The sequence below is a fragment of the Paenibacillus lautus NBRC 15380 genome, from assembly GCF_004000945.1.
Classification (GTDB): Bacteria; Bacillota; Bacilli; order Paenibacillales; family Paenibacillaceae; genus Paenibacillus_AQ; species Paenibacillus_AQ lautus.
The window spans coordinates 55,652-74,303 of record NZ_BIMF01000014.1 but is presented as its reverse complement, the minus strand read 5'-3'; the positions used below and the strand labels follow the sequence as shown (position 1 = coordinate 74,303).

The window sequence follows — 18,652 nt, the reverse complement described above, 5'->3', positions numbered from 1 at the left end:
ATTTGTTAGAGCTAGCTGCTGCTGAAGAAATTTCCGCTTGAACCGCAAAATTCATTTTGAAAACAGGTCAAAATGTGGTTGACGAGAAGGAACCTCGATACTACAATAAATGATGCAAACGTTTCCATTGTAATCGCTTTCATCTATGTTTGTTTCATTCTATATTTCGAACCTATTCTCTTATCATTGTCAGTTATTGTCGTACTTTACTTGATGGAAGCTCAACCCTGTTTATGCAAGCGTTTGCGCAATGAATGGCATCAACATAGCATCAGCTGTACCTAACCCAAGAACAGAAGGAGGCTATTTGTTCATGAGAATGACGGTTTCAAGCAAACGAACGTGGTCCATCATCATGATTTTTTCGCTGATTTTCTCCATGCTCGGCATTCCGCCATCAACGGCCAATGCCAATAAAGCGCCAAACCAGGTTACGCTGGTAGGAAGTCTGCAATCCGAACTAGGCCATAGCGCGGATTGGGATCCGGCGGCGGCCGCGACGACCATGCACGATATGGGGAACGGAGAATACAGGTTTACCGGCAGCTTGCCCGCGGGATCGTACGAATACAAGATCGCGATTGATGGCAATTGGAACGAGAATTACGGCTCCGCCCATTATTCCAATCCCAGCGGAGTGAACAAGGATGGCAACATCCTCATAACGCTCGCCCAAGACTCCCAGGTTACCTTTTATTACAATCATGGGACCCACCGGATCGCGGATTCTACATACTACGCTCCGATTGAGGCGGATAAGCTTCCCCGTGTGATCGGCAGCTTCCAATCGGGCATCGGCGAAGCGGCCGACTGGTCGCCTGCGGATGCGAGATTAATTATGCAGGATTCCGATTATGACAACGTATACACGGTGACGGCCGACGTGTACGAAGGGGATCATGAGTATCAAATCGTTTTGGGCAGCGATGCGGCAAGCCCGGTTCACCCCGCTAATCGGGAGGCGCTTCAGCTGCCGCAGGACGTGAAGGTTACGTTCAGCTACCATGCGGACAATCACGGGGTTGCTGCTCATTTCACGGTACCCGCTGATCCGGGAACGCCGGTTCCGGCTAACCATCTGCGCGTCCATTACAACCGGACGGACGCAAATTACGGCAGCATCGGACTGTGGATATTCGATGACGTTGCATCCCCGTCCGCCAATTGGCCGACAGGCGCAACGCCATTCCCGAGCGGGCAGCAGGACGGCTACGGGGCCTTCGTCGACATTCCGCTCAAGGACGGCGCCCAAAAAGTCGGCATCGTCGTTGTCGATCGCATCAGCGGCAATAAAGACGGCGGCGACAAGAAATTCACCCTAGCCTCGCCGGAGATGAACGAAGTATGGCTCAAGGAAGGCTCCGATACGGTATACAGCTTTGAGCCTGTTGACCTGCCGGCGGATACCGTGCGCATCTACTATCAACGGCAGGATCAGAACTACGATCCGTACGGTTTGTGGATATGGGGCGACGATGTTGCTGCGCCTTCGAAAGACTGGCCGACAGGAGCCACCATGTTCCCTTCAGGCCAAACCGACCGATATGGCGCTTATGTGGACATTCCGATGAAGCCGGGGGCCCAGAAGATGAATTTCCTCGTGCTGGATCCGTCCAAAGGAGACGCCGGGAAAGACGGCGGCGACAAAGGCTTCACCCTGGTAGACCGATACCAGCATCTGTTCATTAAAGAAGGCGACAACACCGTCTACACGTCTCCGTATGGGGAGGTGCCTACGGGGTTAGTCTCAGCAGAGGTATTGGCTCCCGGAAAGCTCCAGCTCGGATTTACGATGACCGATGGCTTGGAAGCGGATACGCTGAAGAATGAGCTGCAGATCAAGGATAAGGACGACCATACGGTTACCATTCAAGACGTGAAGATTGTCGGAAACACTACCATCGAAGTGTCGGCATTATTCCAGTTGGATCAAACTCCGCTTAAGGTAACCTACGCCGGAAAAACCGTATCGGCCTCGACCGGCTGGAGAATGCTGGATGAGATGTACGCTTACGACGGCGATGATCTCGGGGCGACCTATCAGGCTGGAGGAGCCGAGCTCAAGCTGTGGGCACCGACGGCAGCCGAGGTCACCGCGAATGTGTACAGCAAGGATGATGCCACGCAGTTGATCGGCAATGTAACCCTGCAAAAAGGCGCTAAAGGGGTATGGTCGGTTCAATTGAAGCCGGGGAACCTCGGGATCCAAGATTTTAGAGGATACTTTTATCAATACGAAGTGACCAACGACGGCGTGACGAAGACCGTGCTTGATCCATATGCCAAATCGATGGCGCAATTCAGAGTGAACACCAAGGGTGAGGCAGGACTGGACGGCGATACCGTCGGCAAGGCGGCTATCGTCGACTTGAGTCAAACGGATCCCGTCGGTTTCGGTTTTGCGGACATTCCTGGTTATGAGCAGCGGGAAGACGCCATCATCTGGGAGATTCACGTCCGGGATTTCACCTCGGATCCAACGATCGAGAACGACCTTCATAACGCCACTTGGGGCTCCTACGATGCGTTCAAAGAGAAGCTTGAATATATCAAGTCGTTGGGCGTTACCCATGTTCAGCTGCTGCCCGTGATGGCTTGGTATTACGGGGACGAAGCTGCCATGAAGAACAGGGAGCTGGAATATTCAGCAAAAGACAATGAGTACAACTGGGGGTATGATCCGCACAGTTATTTCTCACCTGACGGTGCTTACTCCGAGGATCCTACGGATCCGGAGCTTCGAATCAAGGAACTCAAGGCGATGATTAACGCCATCCACGAGGCGGACATGGGCGTCGTTCTGGACGTAGTGTACACCCATATGGCCAAGGCAGAATTCCTGAATGATATCGTGCCGAACTATTATGCCTTCCAGGACATCAACGGCAATTTCATTGGCGGCTTCGGCAACAACCTGGCAACCAACCACAAGATGGCCGAGAAGCTGATGGTGGACTCGGTGAAATACTGGTTCGACGAATACAAAATCGACGGCATGCGCTGGGACATGATGGGCGACGCCACCTATGAAGCCGTGCAGAACGCCTATGATGCCGCTGCAGCCATCAACCCGAAAGCGCTGTTTATCGGCGAGGGCTGGGTCACGTTCGGCGGTCATCTGTCGGATCCTTCCCTGGCGGGCAAGGGGGCAGACCAGAATTGGATGGATAAAACGGACGACGTCGGCGTCTTCTCCGATGAGTTCCGCAACGAGCTGAAATCCGGCTTCGGCAATGAAGGAGAGCCACGATTCATTACGGGCGGCGCGCGCGACATCCAAACCATTTTCAACAATATCAAGGCGCAGCCGAGCAACACGAAGGAAGACGATCCGGGTGACATGGTTCAATACATTGAAGCCCATGACAATTTGCCGCTGTACGACATTATTGCGCAGTCCATCAAAAAGGACCCTTCGATTGCAGCGAATGATCTGGAGATCCATAAGCGCATTCGCCTGGGCAACCTGCTCACCTTGACTTCGCAAGGAACGGCGTTCCTCCACGCAGGACAGGAGTACGGGCGGACCAAGCAATGGCTGGGCCCAGGGGTTCCCGAGCAGAAATACCATGAATTAGAGGACGAGGCAGGAAACCGTTTCGGTTATTTCATCCACGACTCCTACGACTCTTCCGATGCCATCAACATGTTCGATTGGGAGAAAGCGACGGATGAAGCCAAATATCCGGAGAACAACAAGACGCGGGAATATACGACCGGACTGATCGAGTTGAGAAAATCGTCCGACGCTTTCCGCCTTGGCGATCAGTCCATGGTGAATTCGAATGTGACGCTGCTGCAGATTCCGGAAGTAAAGGCGCAGGATCTGGTCATTGCATATAAGAATAAAGCGACGGACGGCACCGGCCATTATTATGTGTTCGTTAATGCCGACAACCAGTCGAGAACGTTGACGATTAATGAGGATCTCACCTCCGGCACGGTGGTGGTCGATAACGATGAAGCGGGCACGACAGGCGTTAAAACGAAGTCCGGCTTCACGTTAACCTCCGGCTCGATTAAGCTTGAGCCTCTGACGGCCATTGTGATTAAAATGAATGCTAAGATTGATGACGGCGGCAACGGCAGCAACCCTGGCAGCGGCAACGGAAGCGGAAACGGAGGCGGGGGAGCAGGCGGCAATCCGCCTGCCGATCCGGGAACGAAGCCAAATCAGGGGCAGCGGATCGTCAACGAAGAGTCGCTGCGCAGCGGACAAGAGAAAGTGGCGATTCAGCTCGGTGCCGAAGATATCGAGGTTCTCCTGCCGCTGACGGCAGGGGATATTCTGGGGACGAAGCCGTTAGAACTGAAACAGGACGGCGTGATGGTACAGCTTCCGTCCGCGCTGCTCAAAGCGCTGCGCCAGCTCGTATCGGCAGAGGAGGCTAAGGATGCGGTCATCTCGTTTAAGCTGGAGGAGCTTGGGTCGCAAACGGCAGCCTCACTCGTAGCCAAAGCAGCTGCTGCCGAGAAGGCCAAATTGAAGCAGGGCAGCAAGATGTATGATTTCCAGCTATCCGTCCGCACGAAAGACAGCAAGGAATATAAGCTTGAGCACTTCATAACACCTGTAACGATTGGATTTGCCGTCGACAGCGCTATTTACGGCAAGCTGGCCGGCATCTACCAAATCTCGGATCAGGGACCATTGAAATATGCCGGCGGCAAGCCGGTAAACGGGCAGCTGACGGCTGAAGTCAGTCAATTCAGCTACTATGCCGTGCTGGAATACGACAAATCGTTTTCGGATCTTGCCGGCCATTGGTCCGAGCAGGCGGTAAAAGAGCTCGCAGCCAAGCATATTGTAAATGGCACCGACGATGCGAAATTCAGTCCGAATCAGCAGTTGACTCGTGCACAATTTGCCGCGATGCTCGTTCGTGCCCTGGGCCTTGAAAGCACGCAAGGAGCGGCCTTCACGGATGTGGACGGCGAAGCATGGTATGCTTCCTCCGTTGCGGCGGCTTACCAGCACGGGCTGGTGAACGGCAGAGGCAAGGACACGTTCGCACCGAACGCGGCCATCACCCGCGAGGAGCTGGCTGTCATGCTCTACCGTGCATACGGAGCCAAGGGGAATGCCTCCACTTCGGTGGAAGCACCGGATCTGAAGGATCGGGGGCAAATTTCTCCATGGGCAGTCCAAGAGGTGAATGAAGCCTTGTCCCTTGGCTTGATGAAGGGGCATGCCAATGGCACGTTTACGCCTCACGTCAAGACCACCCGTGCCGAAAGCGCACAAGCCATGCTGAATCTGTTGGACCAACTCTGAAGTAGCACTAGATATTCTTAAGCAAGAAAGATTAAATCAGGAAAAGAGCCCTGGATGATACCAGCGGCTCTTTTTACCGTCATACGACAGTATTTGCGTTTTTCTTACTCATCCGCCTTATAAATAGAAAGTATGCACTCCTAGCCTACCGTCGACTCTAGTACGCAGAGTTATATGAGTGGTCTTGGTTGGTTCGACTGTCATTCTCTTATAATTTAGAAGTCCTTCAGGCCCCTGAAGGACTTTTTTTGTGCCTTTTGTCGCAGAACCATTGGATTATTTATGTGATTTTGTTATAGTTACCCTACCTCTATGATCTTGCTTGCCTCGGCTTGGCCCCTCTGTTCTTAAACAATTCTCTGCGTTCCACCAGGGCTTTCCGGACACAGGATGATCATGCCCGCATCATATTAGCTAGGCGATGATCTGATACCAAATGGAATGGATTGTGAATCAGCAGGCCTGTCTCGCGAGGAAAATGCATCTAACTTCGAATTGAGACGTAGTATGTGTTATATCCTTCATTTACCTATGTTTTTACGGATGTTTCAAAAGGCGGTTATAGGTCGAATCAGTCATCGCTCTATAGGAGTAGGGGAGGTGTTAATTCTTGAATGGCTCGAAATCCGTGAAGCTGCTCCTGCTTATGGCGGTTATCGCGATCGTGAATATTGTCCTGGTTTCGCCCGGGCTGCTCGGTTTCCAAGTCGGCGGCGATAACGCTTTCCAGTCTGCACTGGTCATCACCGTATGGGTTGTCAGTGTTCTTGGACTCTTTTATGGCAGTTATGTTTTGTTGTTCAAGTCTCCGGCTGCAAAACCGATCCAAACGATTCAGACCCGTGAGGATTACATAGACGCGCTTCATCATTATCGCAATGTGAAAGTGCTGAAGAATGATATCGCCCTTGCCCTGGACCAATTGGAGCGAATCGAGAAAAAGAGAAATGCGCTGCTGGGCGTTCTGGGTCAGCGTTTTGAGCAAACGGAGCTCAGTTATAAGAAATTCATGGCGGTCATCGATGAGGTTGAGAAGCTGTTCTATCTCAATATTCGAGGAATTCTGAACAAGCTTGGCGTCTTCGCCGCATCCGATTTCGCCCGCATGGCCGATCAGCCGAAAGCCTCCCAGCTGTCCAGCAAGGTGGCGCAGAAAAAAACGGCGTTATACCAAGAGTACTTGGCTTACGTGACCGGTTATCTGGAGGCGAATGAGGAAATCATGCTCAAGCTTGATAAGCTGCTGCTGGAGATCTCTTTGCTCGGCAGCACCGATTACCGGGATGTGGAGGAGATGCCGTGCATGAAGGAAATCGATGCGTTAATCAAGCAAACCAAATTATACAAGCAATAAGAGAGGGAGATGATTATGCGAAGCAAGGGTAGTGCCTTTGTCGTATTAGTGGCCATTGCAGTGGTCGTGTTTGTTCTAGTGTATGCGGGGATCACGTTAACCTCCAATCTGGGCAAAAGCCAAGCCGAGGTCGATTCGGAAGGCGCGGCTAAGAAAATCAACAAAATCTACAAGGATATCGTGGTCACGACCGCCGACCCCATAAAAGGCCAAGTCGATCTGGACCCGGTTGCTGTAGCCGACTCCCTGCCCGATATATCCAAGTTTCCGATCTCGGTCGAGAATACGACGAACTTGTATGTTGAGATCTTCTCCTCGCCCGAGAAGGCAGGGCCAGGCATTGACGGATGGCTGAATGAAGTGGCAGAGGAGTTCAACAGCTCCAAGCCGATGGTGAACGGCAAACCGGTATCCGTGAAGATCCGTAATATCGCTTCGGGAACCGCAACCGATTACATAACATCCGGGAAGTACGTGCCGGACGCTTTTACGCCTTCCAATGAGCTGTGGGGGGAGATGGTCAAGGAATATGGCGTCAAAGCCGAGCTCGTATCCAAGCGCCTGACGGGGAACGTCACCGGCGTCGTCACCCGAAAGGCCAAATACGACGAGTTGGTGGAGAAGTACGGCTCCTTGAACGTCAAAACGCTGACGGATGCGATTGCGAATAATGAATTGGCGATGGGTTACACGGATCCTTTTGCCAGCTCGACGGGGCTTAACTTTCTGATCACGGCCCTTGAAACGTTTGACAGCTCCGATCTGCTTAGCGAAAAAGCGGTGCAGGGCTTCGAGAAATTCCAAGCGAACGTCCCTTTCACGGCTTCGACCACGATCCAGATGCGCGATGCGGCGAAGTCCGGCATGCTGGATGCCTTTGTTCTGGAGTATCAGACCTATGTCAACGCGGCGGACATGAAGAGCGGTTACGTCTTTACCCCGTTTGGCGTAAGGCACGACAGTCCCTTGTATGCGCTCGGGAAAGTGCCGAAGGAGAAGCTGGACATCATTAAGAAATTCGCGGCGTTTGTTGAGCAGGACAAATACCAGAAGTTAGCCGACAAAAAAGGCTTCAACGGTCTAAACGATTACCAATCCGAGCTTGAGGTCGTCGACAGCAGCCTGCTGCCGTCCGCCCAGAAGCTGTGGAAAGAGAAAAAAGACGGCAACAAGCCGGTTGCGGCTGTGTTTGTAGCGGACGTGTCGGGAAGCATGGATGGCGAGCCGTTAAACCGTCTCAAGGAATCGCTGTTAACGGGACAGAAATATTTGGGCCGGGATAACAGCATCGGCTTTGTATCGTATTCCACGGACGTTACGATCAACCTTCCGATCGGCAAGTACGATTTGAATCAGCAGTCGATGTTTGTCGGAGCGATCAACAGCCTTGAAGCCAGCGGGAATACTGCGACCTTTGATGGCATCGTGGTGGCGATGAAGATGCTCCAGGACGAGATGGCGGCGAATCCGGACGTGAAGCCCCTGATTTTTGTGCTGAGTGATGGAGAGACAAACGTTGGGCATTCCCTCGACGATATTCGAGAACTGATCCAAGCCTACAAAATCCCGGTATACACGATTGGCTATAATGCCGACATCCAGGCGCTCCAGAGCATTTCCAGCATCAATGAAGCCGCGAGCATCAACGCGGATACCGACGATGTCGTCTACAAAATCGGCCAGCTGCTGAATGTGCAGATGTAGCATCATCACAAGCGTTTTTCACATATAACGAAATGGTTCACACAAGAAACTTGGAGGAGGGGTTATATTGTCATTTACGATGGAAGTCATTAGTCCCGAAGAGATTAAGACGGCGATTGAAGAGCAGGTGAAGCCTGAGCCGGAAGAAGTCACGCAGCTAAAGGAGCTGGCGGCTAACAATGTGCAGGCCATCATGGAGCTGGATATCGAATCGCTCGAGAAGCGAAGACAAGTGCTGCAATCCATTGAAAGCTTTGGGATCAGCTCGATGAGATCCTCCTCGGAGAAGAATGCGCTCCTGCAGGTTCAGGTGGGAAGATTATCAAAAACCGGGGATGAAGGCGGTCAAGTGGCTAAAGGGTTAACGGAGCTGCAGCTGCAGCTGAAGGATCTGGACCCAAGCGTCGTGGATTTTGCGAAAAGCGGGCTGCTGGGGATGGTATTTAACCCGCTGCGCCGATATTTTGCCAAGTTTCAAAAGGCCGATGCCGTCATTTCGGATATCATTATTTCTCTGGATAAAGGAAAAACCGTATTAAAGAACGACAACACCACGCTGGAGATTGAACAGCAAACCCTCCGCGAGCTCACCAAAAAGCTGCAAAAGGAAATTCAGCTGGGCATGCTCATGGACGCAGAGATCGAGTCTCAGGTCGAGGCGGCTAAAATACGGCAGGAGTCGGAGGATAAAATCCGGTTTATCACCGAAGAGGTGCTGTTTCCGCTGCGCCAGCGCGTGATGGACCTGCAGCAGATGCTGGTCGTGAACCAGCAGGGAATCATGGCCATTGAAGTGGTCATTCGGAACAACAAAGAATTAATTCGCGGCGTGGATCGGGCGAGAAACGTAACGGTAACGGCGCTGAAAATCTCGGTCACGGTGGCTAGTGCCCTGTACAACCAGAAGATTGTCCTGAAGAAAATCGAGCTGCTGAACGAAACCACGAACAACCTGATCAGCGCTACCTCCAAAATGCTGAAGGATCAAGGTGCGGCGATCCATAAGCAGTCGCTGGAAACGAGCATCTCCGTCGATACCTTGAAGCAAGCGTTCACGGATGTGCTGTCGGCGCTCGATTCCATCAGCACATACAAGCAGGAGGCTCTCCCGCGGATGCGTGAGACGATCCATCAGTTCAGTGAGCTGGCGGTCACGGGTGAGCAGCAGATCCAGCGCTTGGAGCGGGGGCAGAAGCTGGGCTTATAGGGGAAGCCAGGGATATCATCAAAAAAAGAGTGTGCAGTCGTGATGCTGCGCACTCTTTTTACTTGGCCCGAGCCTAGGCTCGCAAATAGTTGAGCAGAATGTGCTTGAGAATCGCCAGCTGCTTCTCCGGCGCGAGGTCCGGCTCGACCACTAGGATGTTTTTCTGGAGGGACAGCTTTCTGGCAAAAATGCCGAATGTATTCACGATGGTGGTCAGCGTCTCGGAAATCGGAAGATCGGCTTGAACCGATCCGTCTTCAATGCCTTGTTCCACAATCGTTGAGAATACCTGGGATATGTCCCGGTAGACGGCGTTAAACAGCTCGATGTCCTCCAGAGGCTCCGTGAACTGGGCGGCATAACTCTCGAAGTTCTCAAGCAGCTTGACGTTCGAGCTCGTCTGCTGCTCCAGCAGGGAAATGAAGTGGTCGAACAGCAGCTCCAGCTTCTCCATGCAGGAAACCTTCCGTTCCGCGATGGAAAGGAAGGTTTCGAGAACGGCCTCCAGCTTTTTCGTAGCAACGGCAACGACGAGTTTCTCCTTACGCGGAAAAAACCGGAAAATGGTGGCTATGCCCATTTTGGCCTCGGTGGCGACATCCTGCATGGTGGCTGTTTCAATGCCTTTATGAGTAAATACGTACTCTGCTGCTTCGATGATGAGTTGCGTTCGGGCATTTCGGGTTTCGGGATTCATAATCGGGCCTTCTTTCAAACATGACGATTTTATTTTACCCGTATTATATCCTCCCACCCTTTTGACGACAACAAGAGCGTATACATCGGCGGAAACAGCGGCCCGCACAAGGACCGCTGTTTTATGGCGTTATTTCAATGGAATATTCTTTAATGAGGGACGTAAGTTCTTGAAAGGTGAATTTATGATTTACCATATCGACCGTAAAATCCTCCGCTTGTTTTTGTTCCATGATAAATCGATAACCGTTGTAACGTAGAAACAGGAGAAGAGCCGTGAAAGCTGTTCTTTTGTTGGCATTTTGAAATGGGTGATTTTGTCCCAGTGATTCGAATAATGCGGCTGATTTTTCCCAGATGGATAAATAAGCGTCTTCTCCAAAAGTTGATGGTTGAGGCCGATGGAGGGCAGACTCCAGTAAATGTGAATTTTTCACACCGATATGCTCGCCAATGCTATATTTCTGTATCATTGCCACGTTTATGGCGATAACCTCTTGAGAGGTTAGATAACGTATAGGGCTCATCGATCTTTTAACCCTTTTAAGGTCTGGTCGTATTCGCTCATGATCTCAGACAAAGTATCTAAGAAATCAGGGCTGAGGCCGTCAGGAAGGGAGACCTTATTAGCTTTTTTAATGATGATCTCTCCATTTGTTTGATTAACATCAATTTGTACCGTATCACCTAATTCTAAGCCGATCTGTTTGAGAGCATCCGTCATCGTAATTCCCAAGCTGTTGCCGAATTTAGTTACTTTCCGTTCCATTTCGTTCACCCTGCTCATATAAAGTTTCCTCCTTATCATATTATTCAACTGTTATAACAATTATACATTCAATGAGGAGCAAGATAAATCTTTGCCATGGGTAAGTAGATAAATGCAGGAATCGGGTATACATTAGGAAGAAATTTATGATCATGGATATAGAATCATCCGGATTGAAGGGAGGCGCTGCAATTGGAACAACGGAACGAACTTATGGCCGTCGCTGCAAGCAAGTTCGGACTCTTGGAGAAGGATAAGGTACAGACGCATGTTTCCGAACACAGCCTTATCCGTTCTTATCAACTTGGTGCCAAGATCGTTTATGTGCGCATAACGGAGGAGTCCCACAAACCGTATGTGAAAATTGAGGGCGAGGTGCAGTGGGTCGAGTTTCTCGGAAGTAAGGGAGTCTGCGTTTCGAGACCGCTTTATTCGGTGGAAGGGAATCTGGCGGAGCGTATCCGGATGGAGGACCGTGAATTTACGGTGGTTTGTTACGAGGAGGCCAAGGGGCGTCCGGTCGGGGAGAACGATGCCGATGAGAGCTTATACAGGCGAATGGGCCAATTCATGGGCTGCATGCATCGCATCACCAAAGGGTATACCCATCTGGATCCCGTTACAAAACGGCCTGATTGGTCGGATGAGGCGGAGAAAGTTCGGCATATCGATTTGCCGCTAACCGAGAAAGGGATCACCCGTCGTTATGAGGCATTGCTCCATTATATATCGAAGCTTCCGATTGCAGTGGACGCTTATGGGCTGATCCATGCGGATTTTCATTACGGCAATTTTTTTGTCTATGAGGATTCGTTATGCTTGATTGATTTTGATGCCAGCCGATATTCATGGTTCATTGATGATATTGCGGTCGCCGCGTTTTTCTCGGGTCTAACCGAAGGGGCGGATGCGGAGCCGGGTCCGTTTCTGACCCCGTTTCTGGAAGGATACCGTCTGGAGTATCATCTGGAGGAACAGTGGTTTCGAGAAATCCCGTATTTCATGAAGCTGCGAGAAATGGGGCGTTATATTAAGCTATTCCATGCCTGTGGAGGGAAGCTCGATAAACTCCATCCGTGGGGGCAATGGTATATGAGGGGACGCAAGGAAAAGATTTTGCGAAGTTTCCCAGCAATTGAATAAGCGGAAAGCCTTGGTTCGAGTCGGAACCAGGGCTTTTTTTAGTTAACGTAAGGGTCTGCCGCAGCGTATTCAGCCGAAGAAGAAGGTCGCCTAAACCAAGGATTAAATCATGAATTACTCGAAACAGGAAATTAATTCAAGCACGATCAATTATTGCATTGACAGCAAATAGCGAATCTATTAGTATGTGCATAACTTATTAAACCTACCAGATAACTTAGATTATAGGGGTGCGTTCGTTTCACAAGTTTTTGACAGAGCATGATGCATATATTTCATATGCATATGTCTACTACATGGGGGGATTACAATGAAAGCCAGAAAGTTAGGTTTACTCTTATCGTCGATCGTGCTGATGATGTTGATCGCGGCATGCGGCAATGGTTCCGACCAGGGAGCAGAGAGCGCAGCCGAAGACAAAGAAAGTGAGAAGCAAGCCGAACAACAAGAGTACAAAGACGAGCTGAACATTGCGCTTACGGCTCAGCCGCCTACGTTGGATACGGCCTTGACGGTATCGGCGGTAGCGTTGGATACGGCAGGCAACATCTTCGAACAGCTCTACACACTGAATGCAAACTATGAGCCCGTACCGGCTCTGGCAGAGTCGGTCGAAAGAAGCGAGGATGGTTTAACGTATACGTTCGCCCTTCGCCAAGGCGTGAAGTTTCACAACGGGAAAGAGATGACGTCCGAGGATGTTGTAGCCTCGATGAACCGCTGGCTGGTGACTTCGTCCCGTGCGAAGGTGCTGCTAACGAATGCTAAATTTGAGGCCGTCGATAAGTATACCGTGAAGCTGACTGTAGAGGCGCCTACATCCGACGTGTTGATTCTTATTGCATCGCAAGCGCAGTTCCCTTCCATCATGCCGAAAGAGATTGTAGAATCGGCGCCGGCTGACGGAATCAAGGAGTACATCGGTACAGGACCTTATAAATTCCAGGAATGGAAGCAGGATCAGTACATACACTTGGTGCGTAATGAAGATTATCATCAGGTGGCGGATACGGAGCCAAGCGGATTTGACGGGCGAAAAGAAGCTCCTACCAAGAATCTGTACTTCCATTTTGTTACGGATCATTCCACGCGCATTGCAGGCGTGAAGACCGGACAGTACGATGTGGCGGACAGCATTCCGATCGAAAGCTATGATGAGCTTGCTGCCGACAGCAATATCAATTTGCTCTCGTTCCCTGGAGGTGCACTGACCGCATTTTTCAATACCAGCGAGGGATTGTTAAAGGACGTGAAGATTCGCCAGGCCATTCTCGCCGCGTTTAATAATGAGGAGATCATGTTGGCGAGCTTCGCCAAGCCGGATTTATACTCCCTGGCGCCGGGTTACCTGAATACGAACCAAGTCCAATGGTCGACCGAAGCCGGAGCGGAGTATTACAATCAGTCGAATCCGGAGAAGGCCAAGCAGCTGCTGCAAGAGGCCGGTTATAACGGCGAAGAAATCACGCTGCTGACGACCAAGGACTATAACGAGATGTACACGGCCACATTGGTCATTCAGGAGCAGCTTCGCCAGATCGGCATGAACGTAAAAGTGGAGAATTTCGATTTCCCGACATTTCTAGAAACGAAGAACGACCGCTCCAAGTGGGACATTTTCGTTGCGAGCACGGGCTATCAGATTACGCCGCCGCAGCTGCTGGCCGTCAATCCGGATTGGGCCGGTCTTGATAATGAAACGGTCAAACAGGCGCTGATCGATATTCGCGGCGCAGCTACGCCGGAAGCCGCCAAGCAGGAATGGGAGAAGCTGCAGGGCTTCCTGTACGAATTTGCTTCCTCCACCGTCATCGGCCATTATAATGGCGTCGTCGCCACAACGAAGAAGCTTGAAGGCTTCGAGTTGTTCGAAGCACCGGTGGTTTGGAATGCCAAAGTAGCGAAGTAAGCGTATATGGAGGGTGTTACAAGTTACCGGAGTAACTTCGATAACACCTTCCTTTTTTGAAATTGGATTCATAGACCATGTACAAATGAGGGGTTTGCCGTGCTGGCTTATATTACGAAAAGACTTTTGTCGCTGATTCCTGTACTGGCCGTTGTCACCATCGCTATTTTTCTGATCATCCACATTACGCCAGGGGATCCGGCGGCGGCCATATTGGGAATGGAGGCGTCGCAGGAGGAAATACAGCAGCTGAATCAGGACCTGGGATTGGACCGCCCCATACTCGAACAATATACGAGCTGGGTAACCAACGTGTTCAAGGGGGATCTGGGGGATTCGATCTTCATGAATCAGCCGGTCAGCGAAGCGATTGCGGAGCATGTAACCCCCACGCTATCGCTGGCCATTCTGGCACAGGTTATCGCAATTATACTGGCGATTCCCTTCGGGATTATCGCTGCTTACAAGCGAGGGTCCCTCGCAGATTATACGCTGATGGGGATATCCTTGCTGGGCATGGCTTTACCTAGTTTTTTGCTGGGATTGTTCCTTATGCTGTTTGTTGGCGTCAAGCTGCAGTGGCTGCCAGTGGCTGGATATGAACCGCTCAGCAGCGGGCTCTGGGAACATATGAAGTATCTGATTCTTCCCGGCATTTCCCTCGGGACCATACAGGCAGCCCTGATTACGCGGATGACCCGTTCGTCCATGCTGGAAGTGCTGAATTTGAATTTCATCAAGACAGCCAGATCCAAAGGCTTGCATGAAATGAAGGTGCTGTTCAAACATGCGTTTCGGAGCGCGTTTCTGCCCATTCTGACCGTCATTGGACAAACGTTTGGCACGTTGGTGACAGGGGCCGTGGTCGTGGAGGCGATATTCAATATTCCCGGATTGGGTCAATTGATCTTGAATTCCATTGCCAGAAGGGACTTCGCGGTGATCCAAGGCGTGGTGCTTGTCGTTACGCTTATGTACGTCACCATCAACTTAATCATCGACTTGCTTTATGGAGCGGTTGATCCGCGTGTTCGTTTGGAACGCAAATAAAAGAGGTGTGATTGGATGGCAACTGTTCAGGAAAAAGAATACGTCGCTCAAGTCAGTAAAAAGCTGAAAAAAGAGCAGCGTGCACTAGGATATCGCCGACTGAGGTCGAACTATGGGCTTTTGATCGGAGCGACCATTTTTGTTTTGTTGGTGATTCTGGCGCTGATCGGACCGCTCTTCACGAACTACGGTCCGTATGACATGAAGGTTGTGGAACGTTTAATGCCGCCAGGGGCCGAGCATTGGCTGGGTACCGACGAATTCGGCCGGGATTTGTTAACCAGGCTTCTCTACGGCGCCAGGGTATCGATTAGCGTAGGACTGGCGGTTGCGCTGCTGTCCTCCGCTCTGGGGCTCGTGATCGGCGTCTATGCCACGTACTATAAAACATTGGATCATATTCTCATGCGCATCTGTGACGGATTGATTGCGATTCCGGGCATCTTGCTAGCTATTGCCTTAATGGCTGCGCTCGGCGCATCCGCCATCAATGTCATCACGGCGCTAACCATCGTGTTCACGCCGAATATCGCCCGGGTCGTTCGCTCGGCCGCGCTGGTGGTCCGCGAGCAAACCTACATAGAAGCAATGCATGTCCAGGGGGCAAGCTCCACGCGCATCATATGGCAGCACATCGTGCCCAATACGCTATCTCCGCTACTGGTGCAGGCTACCTTCGTGTTTGCCGAAGCCATTATATCCGAGGCCGCGCTAAGCTTTCTCGGAGCGGGCATTCCTGCGCCTGAAGCCAGCTGGGGGAATATTCTGCAGGCGAGCAAGCTTGTTATTTATAAGGCATGGTGGATGGTTGTATTTCCAGGAGCAACGCTTGTTCTATCTGTCCTGAGCTTAAATTTGCTGGGCGACGGACTGCGTGATTTGCTGGATCCCCGCGTGAAGCAAAAGCTGAGAAAGTCATGAATATAAAGCTGGAGGTAATTTCATGAATAACGAGCCTCTATTGGAAGTGAACAATCTAAAAACGCATTTTCATACCGAGCGGGGGAAAGTGACGGCCGTCAACGGAGTCAGTTTTTCCATGAATAAAGGCGACATCATCGGCATTGTCGGGGAATCCGGCAGCGGAAAAAGCGTAATGTCCCAATCGATCATGAGGCTGCTGGACCATACGGATGCGATCGAGTACGAGGGAGAGATTCTGTTTGAGAAGCAGAACCTGCTGTCTCTCCCGCATTCTAAATTGCGGGCGGTCCGGGGCGACAAAATCTCCATGGTTTTTCAGGACCCGCTTACCTCCCTAAGTCCCGTATATACGATTGGCAATCAAATCGGTGAAGCCATACGCCTCCATCAGAAGAAGTCCAAGAAAGAGGCCCGTCAGCAAGCCATTGAGATTCTGCGGATGACGGGTATTCCATCTCCGGAAGTGAGAGTGGATGAATATCCTCATCAGCTGTCGGGAGGGATGCAGCAGCGTGCAATGATTGCCATGGCGCTTTCCTGTGAGCCCAACCTCTTGATTGCGGATGAACCGACAACCGCGCTCGACGTAACGATTCAAGCGCAGATTCTGGAGCTCATTGCGGACTTGAACCGAAAAATGGGCATGGGCGTGCTGTTCATAACGCATGATCTGGGTGTCGTATCGGAAATTTGTACGGGTGTGAAGGTGATGTACTTAGGGCAAATCGTGGAGGAAGCCCCTACGGAGCGCTTGTTTCACACGCCGCTGCATCCCTATACGCAGGGACTGATTCAATCAATCCCCAAGCTGGAAGGAGACAGGAGCGACCCGCTTCATGTCATTGAGGGAACGGTGCCCTCTCTCACGGATATTCCTCAGGGCTGCGGCTTTTCTTCACGATGTCCATATGCCGATGAGTTATGCCGTACCTCAGAGCCGCCGATGCGAACGGCCCATACAGACCATCGAGTGAAGTGCTGGCATTACGAGGCCATCAACGATTCGCAAGGGAGGGAGACAACCGTTGGAACAAGCAGCTGATCATTCAATTTTAAAAGTAAGCTCCCTTCACAAGCAGTTTCCGGTGTACGGATCTTTCGGTAAGTTATGGGGCGCCAAGGGATATGTGAAAGCCGTAACGGATGTTTCCTTTCAATTAAGAGAGGGAGAAACGTACGGTCTTGTTGGAGAATCCGGTTCCGGTAAAACCACCACGGGGCGTACCATCTTAGGATTAACCCCGGCAAGCCAAGGTCAGGTTCTATACCGGGACCGGGATTTGGCTGCGATGTCGAGGGAGGAAATGCGGAACTTCCGCAGGGACGTACAGCTTGTTTTTCAAGATCCGTTCTCATCACTCAACCCGAGGAAGAGAATCGGCCGGATTCTGGAGGAACCCCTGATTATTCATAAAATGGGAGACAAGGCAGAGCGTCAGGAAAAAGTCTTTCACATCTTGAAAACCGTGGGCCTGCAGCCGGAGCATTATTTCCGTTTTCCCCATGAATTCTCAGGTGGTCAACGCCAGCGTTTAGGCTTGGCGCGCGCGCTCATCATGAATCCGAAGATTATCGTATGCGACGAGCCGGTCTCGGCACTGGATGTCTCCATTCAGTCGCAAATTTTGAATATGCTCAAGCATCTGCAGCGGGAATTGAAATTAACGCTATTATTTATTACGCATGATATCAGCGTGGTTCGTTATATTTCCGATCGGATCGGCATTATGTATCTCGGAAAAATAATGGAGGAGGCTTTGACGGACGATTTGTTCCATGAGCCATTGCATCCCTATACGAAGGCACTGTTCTCGGCGGTACCTGACTTTACCCGCAGCCGATTAAAGGAACGGATCATGTTGCGGGGGGAAATCCCGTCCCCCTTATCGCCGCCAAGCGGTTGTGTTTTTCATACGCGCTGTCCCTATGCAACGGATGTATGCAAGGCAGAGGTTCCGGCTTTAAGAGAAGTTCGGCCCAACCAGAAGGTAGCTTGTCATCTGGTTGATGAGAGCCGTTCATCCTGAAACGAAGACTAAAAGAAAAGAGGCGAAGAACATGACAACGTTAAAAATTGTAGAGGGCCAGGATCAAATATTCAATGAAGCTGGGTTTCAGATCGCAGGAAACCATGGCCCGAATCTGGAGGGCGGCTTGTCACCGAGAGAACTGCTGGAAGCGTCCCTGGCGCTGTGCGTATCCATCTCGCTCCAAAAAATAATGGCTTACGACGGCGTGGATTACGATAAGTCTTCCATTCATGTCGAAGTGTCGTCGGTAAAGGCAGAGGATAAAAGCAATAAGTTCTCGCATTTCAACGTCCATGTCACACTGCCGCCAACCCTGGAGGCAGCGTACAAGGAGAAGCTAAAATCTGTTGTAGAACGCGCCTGCACGATCGGCAATACGCTGAAGAGCGAGGCCGTTGTTGAACTGATCGAAGTGAATGAGCCCATCGAAACGAGCAGCAATGCGTAATGGATAAGCTTTTGTGTTAATTTTTCAAGCCAATCCAACAACAGCCTTAGTCCAGGATTCATCGCGGACTCAGGCTGTTCTGTTCTTAAGGGACCATGCAATGCAATATTATGAGTGCGTGCTGTATCTATTTTCGCCGTACG

At 51.1% G+C, this 18,652-nt stretch carries 14 protein-coding genes; 11 read left to right on the top strand and 3 right to left on the bottom strand.

The features are described 5' to 3' along the window. Nucleotides 1-313: 313 nt before the first annotated feature. The 4 genes from PLA01S_RS21845 to PLA01S_RS21830 all read left to right on the top strand — a co-directional run bounded on the left by PLA01S_RS21845 (nucleotide 314) and on the right by PLA01S_RS21830 (nucleotide 9,540). A complete protein-coding gene (locus PLA01S_RS21845; protein WP_127594018.1) occupies nucleotides 314-5,275 on the top strand; it encodes a pullulanase in 4,962 nt (1,653 codons plus the stop codon). Nucleotides 5,276-5,885: 610 nt separating this feature from the next. Continuing rightward, nucleotides 5,886-6,629, top strand: coding sequence for a hypothetical protein (locus PLA01S_RS21840; protein ID WP_127594017.1), 744 nt, complete (start codon nucleotides 5,886-5,888; stop codon nucleotides 6,627-6,629). A gap of 15 nt (nucleotides 6,630-6,644) precedes the next feature. Further along, nucleotides 6,645-8,333 carry a vWA domain-containing protein gene (locus PLA01S_RS21835; protein ID WP_127594016.1) on the top strand — a complete coding sequence of 563 codons (1,689 nt, stop codon included), beginning with the start codon at nucleotides 6,645-6,647 and terminating at the stop codon, nucleotides 8,331-8,333. Between the two features lie 67 nt (nucleotides 8,334-8,400). Beyond that, entirely contained in the window at nucleotides 8,401-9,540 is a 1,140-nt protein-coding gene (locus tag PLA01S_RS21830; RefSeq protein WP_127594015.1) for a toxic anion resistance protein, read from the top strand. A gap of 73 nt (nucleotides 9,541-9,613) precedes the next feature. Here the strand turns inward: PLA01S_RS21830 and PLA01S_RS21825 are convergent, their stop codons facing one another. The 3 genes from PLA01S_RS21825 to PLA01S_RS21815 form a co-directional block, all read right to left on the bottom strand. Continuing rightward, complete coding sequence (locus PLA01S_RS21825; RefSeq protein ID WP_127594014.1) at nucleotides 9,614-10,237, bottom strand: TetR/AcrR family transcriptional regulator; 624 nt, start codon at nucleotides 10,235-10,237, stop codon at nucleotides 9,614-9,616. 121 nt (nucleotides 10,238-10,358) lie between these two features. After that, nucleotides 10,359-10,763: a type II toxin-antitoxin system death-on-curing family toxin gene (locus PLA01S_RS21820; RefSeq protein WP_127594013.1), complete on the bottom strand. Its 405-nt coding sequence runs from the start codon at nucleotides 10,761-10,763 to the stop codon at nucleotides 10,359-10,361. Further along, nucleotides 10,760-11,023 carry an AbrB/MazE/SpoVT family DNA-binding domain-containing protein gene (locus PLA01S_RS21815; protein WP_127594012.1) on the bottom strand — a complete coding sequence of 88 codons (264 nt, stop codon included), beginning with the start codon at nucleotides 11,021-11,023 and terminating at the stop codon, nucleotides 10,760-10,762. Before PLA01S_RS21815 ends, PLA01S_RS21820 begins: the two co-directional genes overlap by 4 nt. A gap of 174 nt (nucleotides 11,024-11,197) precedes the next feature. Between PLA01S_RS21815 and PLA01S_RS21810 the strand changes: the two genes are divergently transcribed. The 7 genes from PLA01S_RS21810 (at nucleotide 11,198) to PLA01S_RS21780 (ending at nucleotide 18,509) form a co-directional block, all read left to right on the top strand. After that, nucleotides 11,198-12,148, top strand: coding sequence for a phosphotransferase enzyme family protein (locus PLA01S_RS21810; protein WP_246059751.1), 951 nt, complete (start codon nucleotides 11,198-11,200; stop codon nucleotides 12,146-12,148). Nucleotides 12,149-12,458: 310 nt separating this feature from the next. Beyond that, nucleotides 12,459-14,057, top strand: coding sequence for an ABC transporter substrate-binding protein (locus PLA01S_RS21805; protein WP_127594011.1), 1,599 nt, complete (start codon nucleotides 12,459-12,461; stop codon nucleotides 14,055-14,057). Nucleotides 14,058-14,156: 99 nt separating this feature from the next. Next, nucleotides 14,157-15,107 (top strand): ABC transporter permease, encoded by a 951-nt coding sequence (locus PLA01S_RS21800; RefSeq protein ID WP_127594010.1) that lies wholly within the window; start codon nucleotides 14,157-14,159, stop codon nucleotides 15,105-15,107. A gap of 15 nt (nucleotides 15,108-15,122) precedes the next feature. After that, nucleotides 15,123-16,028: an ABC transporter permease gene (locus PLA01S_RS21795; protein WP_100539774.1), complete on the top strand. Its 906-nt coding sequence runs from the start codon at nucleotides 15,123-15,125 to the stop codon at nucleotides 16,026-16,028. 22 nt (nucleotides 16,029-16,050) lie between these two features. Beyond that, complete coding sequence (locus PLA01S_RS21790) at nucleotides 16,051-17,073, top strand: ABC transporter ATP-binding protein (RefSeq protein ID WP_127594009.1); 1,023 nt, start codon at nucleotides 16,051-16,053, stop codon at nucleotides 17,071-17,073. Then, complete coding sequence (locus PLA01S_RS21785) at nucleotides 17,057-18,058, top strand: ABC transporter ATP-binding protein (protein WP_127594008.1); 1,002 nt, start codon at nucleotides 17,057-17,059, stop codon at nucleotides 18,056-18,058. The genes PLA01S_RS21790 and PLA01S_RS21785 overlap by 17 nt, the downstream gene beginning before the upstream one ends. Nucleotides 18,059-18,089: 31 nt before the next feature. Beyond that, complete coding sequence (locus PLA01S_RS21780) at nucleotides 18,090-18,509, top strand: OsmC family protein (RefSeq protein WP_127594007.1); 420 nt, start codon at nucleotides 18,090-18,092, stop codon at nucleotides 18,507-18,509. Nucleotides 18,510-18,652 lie beyond the last annotated feature (143 nt).

Bases quoted from the DNA above. Each gene is read 5' to 3' on its own strand.
- PLA01S_RS21845 (WP_127594018.1), top strand. From the start codon at position 314: ATGAGAATGACGGTTTCAAGCAAACGAACGTGGTCCATCATCATGATT.
- PLA01S_RS21835 (WP_127594016.1), top strand. From the start codon at position 6,645: ATGCGAAGCAAGGGTAGTGCCTTTGTCGTATTAGTGGCCATTGCAGTG.
- PLA01S_RS21825 (WP_127594014.1), bottom strand. From the start codon at position 10,237: ATGAATCCCGAAACCCGAAATGCCCGAACGCAACTCATCATCGAAGCA.
- PLA01S_RS21820 (WP_127594013.1), bottom strand. From the start codon at position 10,763: ATGAGCCCTATACGTTATCTAACCTCTCAAGAGGTTATCGCCATAAAC.
- PLA01S_RS21815 (WP_127594012.1), bottom strand. From the start codon at position 11,023: ATGAGCAGGGTGAACGAAATGGAACGGAAAGTAACTAAATTCGGCAAC.
- PLA01S_RS21805 (WP_127594011.1), top strand. From the start codon at position 12,459: ATGAAAGCCAGAAAGTTAGGTTTACTCTTATCGTCGATCGTGCTGATG.
- PLA01S_RS21795 (WP_100539774.1), top strand. From the start codon at position 15,123: ATGGCAACTGTTCAGGAAAAAGAATACGTCGCTCAAGTCAGTAAAAAG.
- PLA01S_RS21790 (WP_127594009.1), top strand. From the start codon at position 16,051: ATGAATAACGAGCCTCTATTGGAAGTGAACAATCTAAAAACGCATTTT.
- PLA01S_RS21780 (WP_127594007.1), top strand. From the start codon at position 18,090: ATGACAACGTTAAAAATTGTAGAGGGCCAGGATCAAATATTCAATGAA.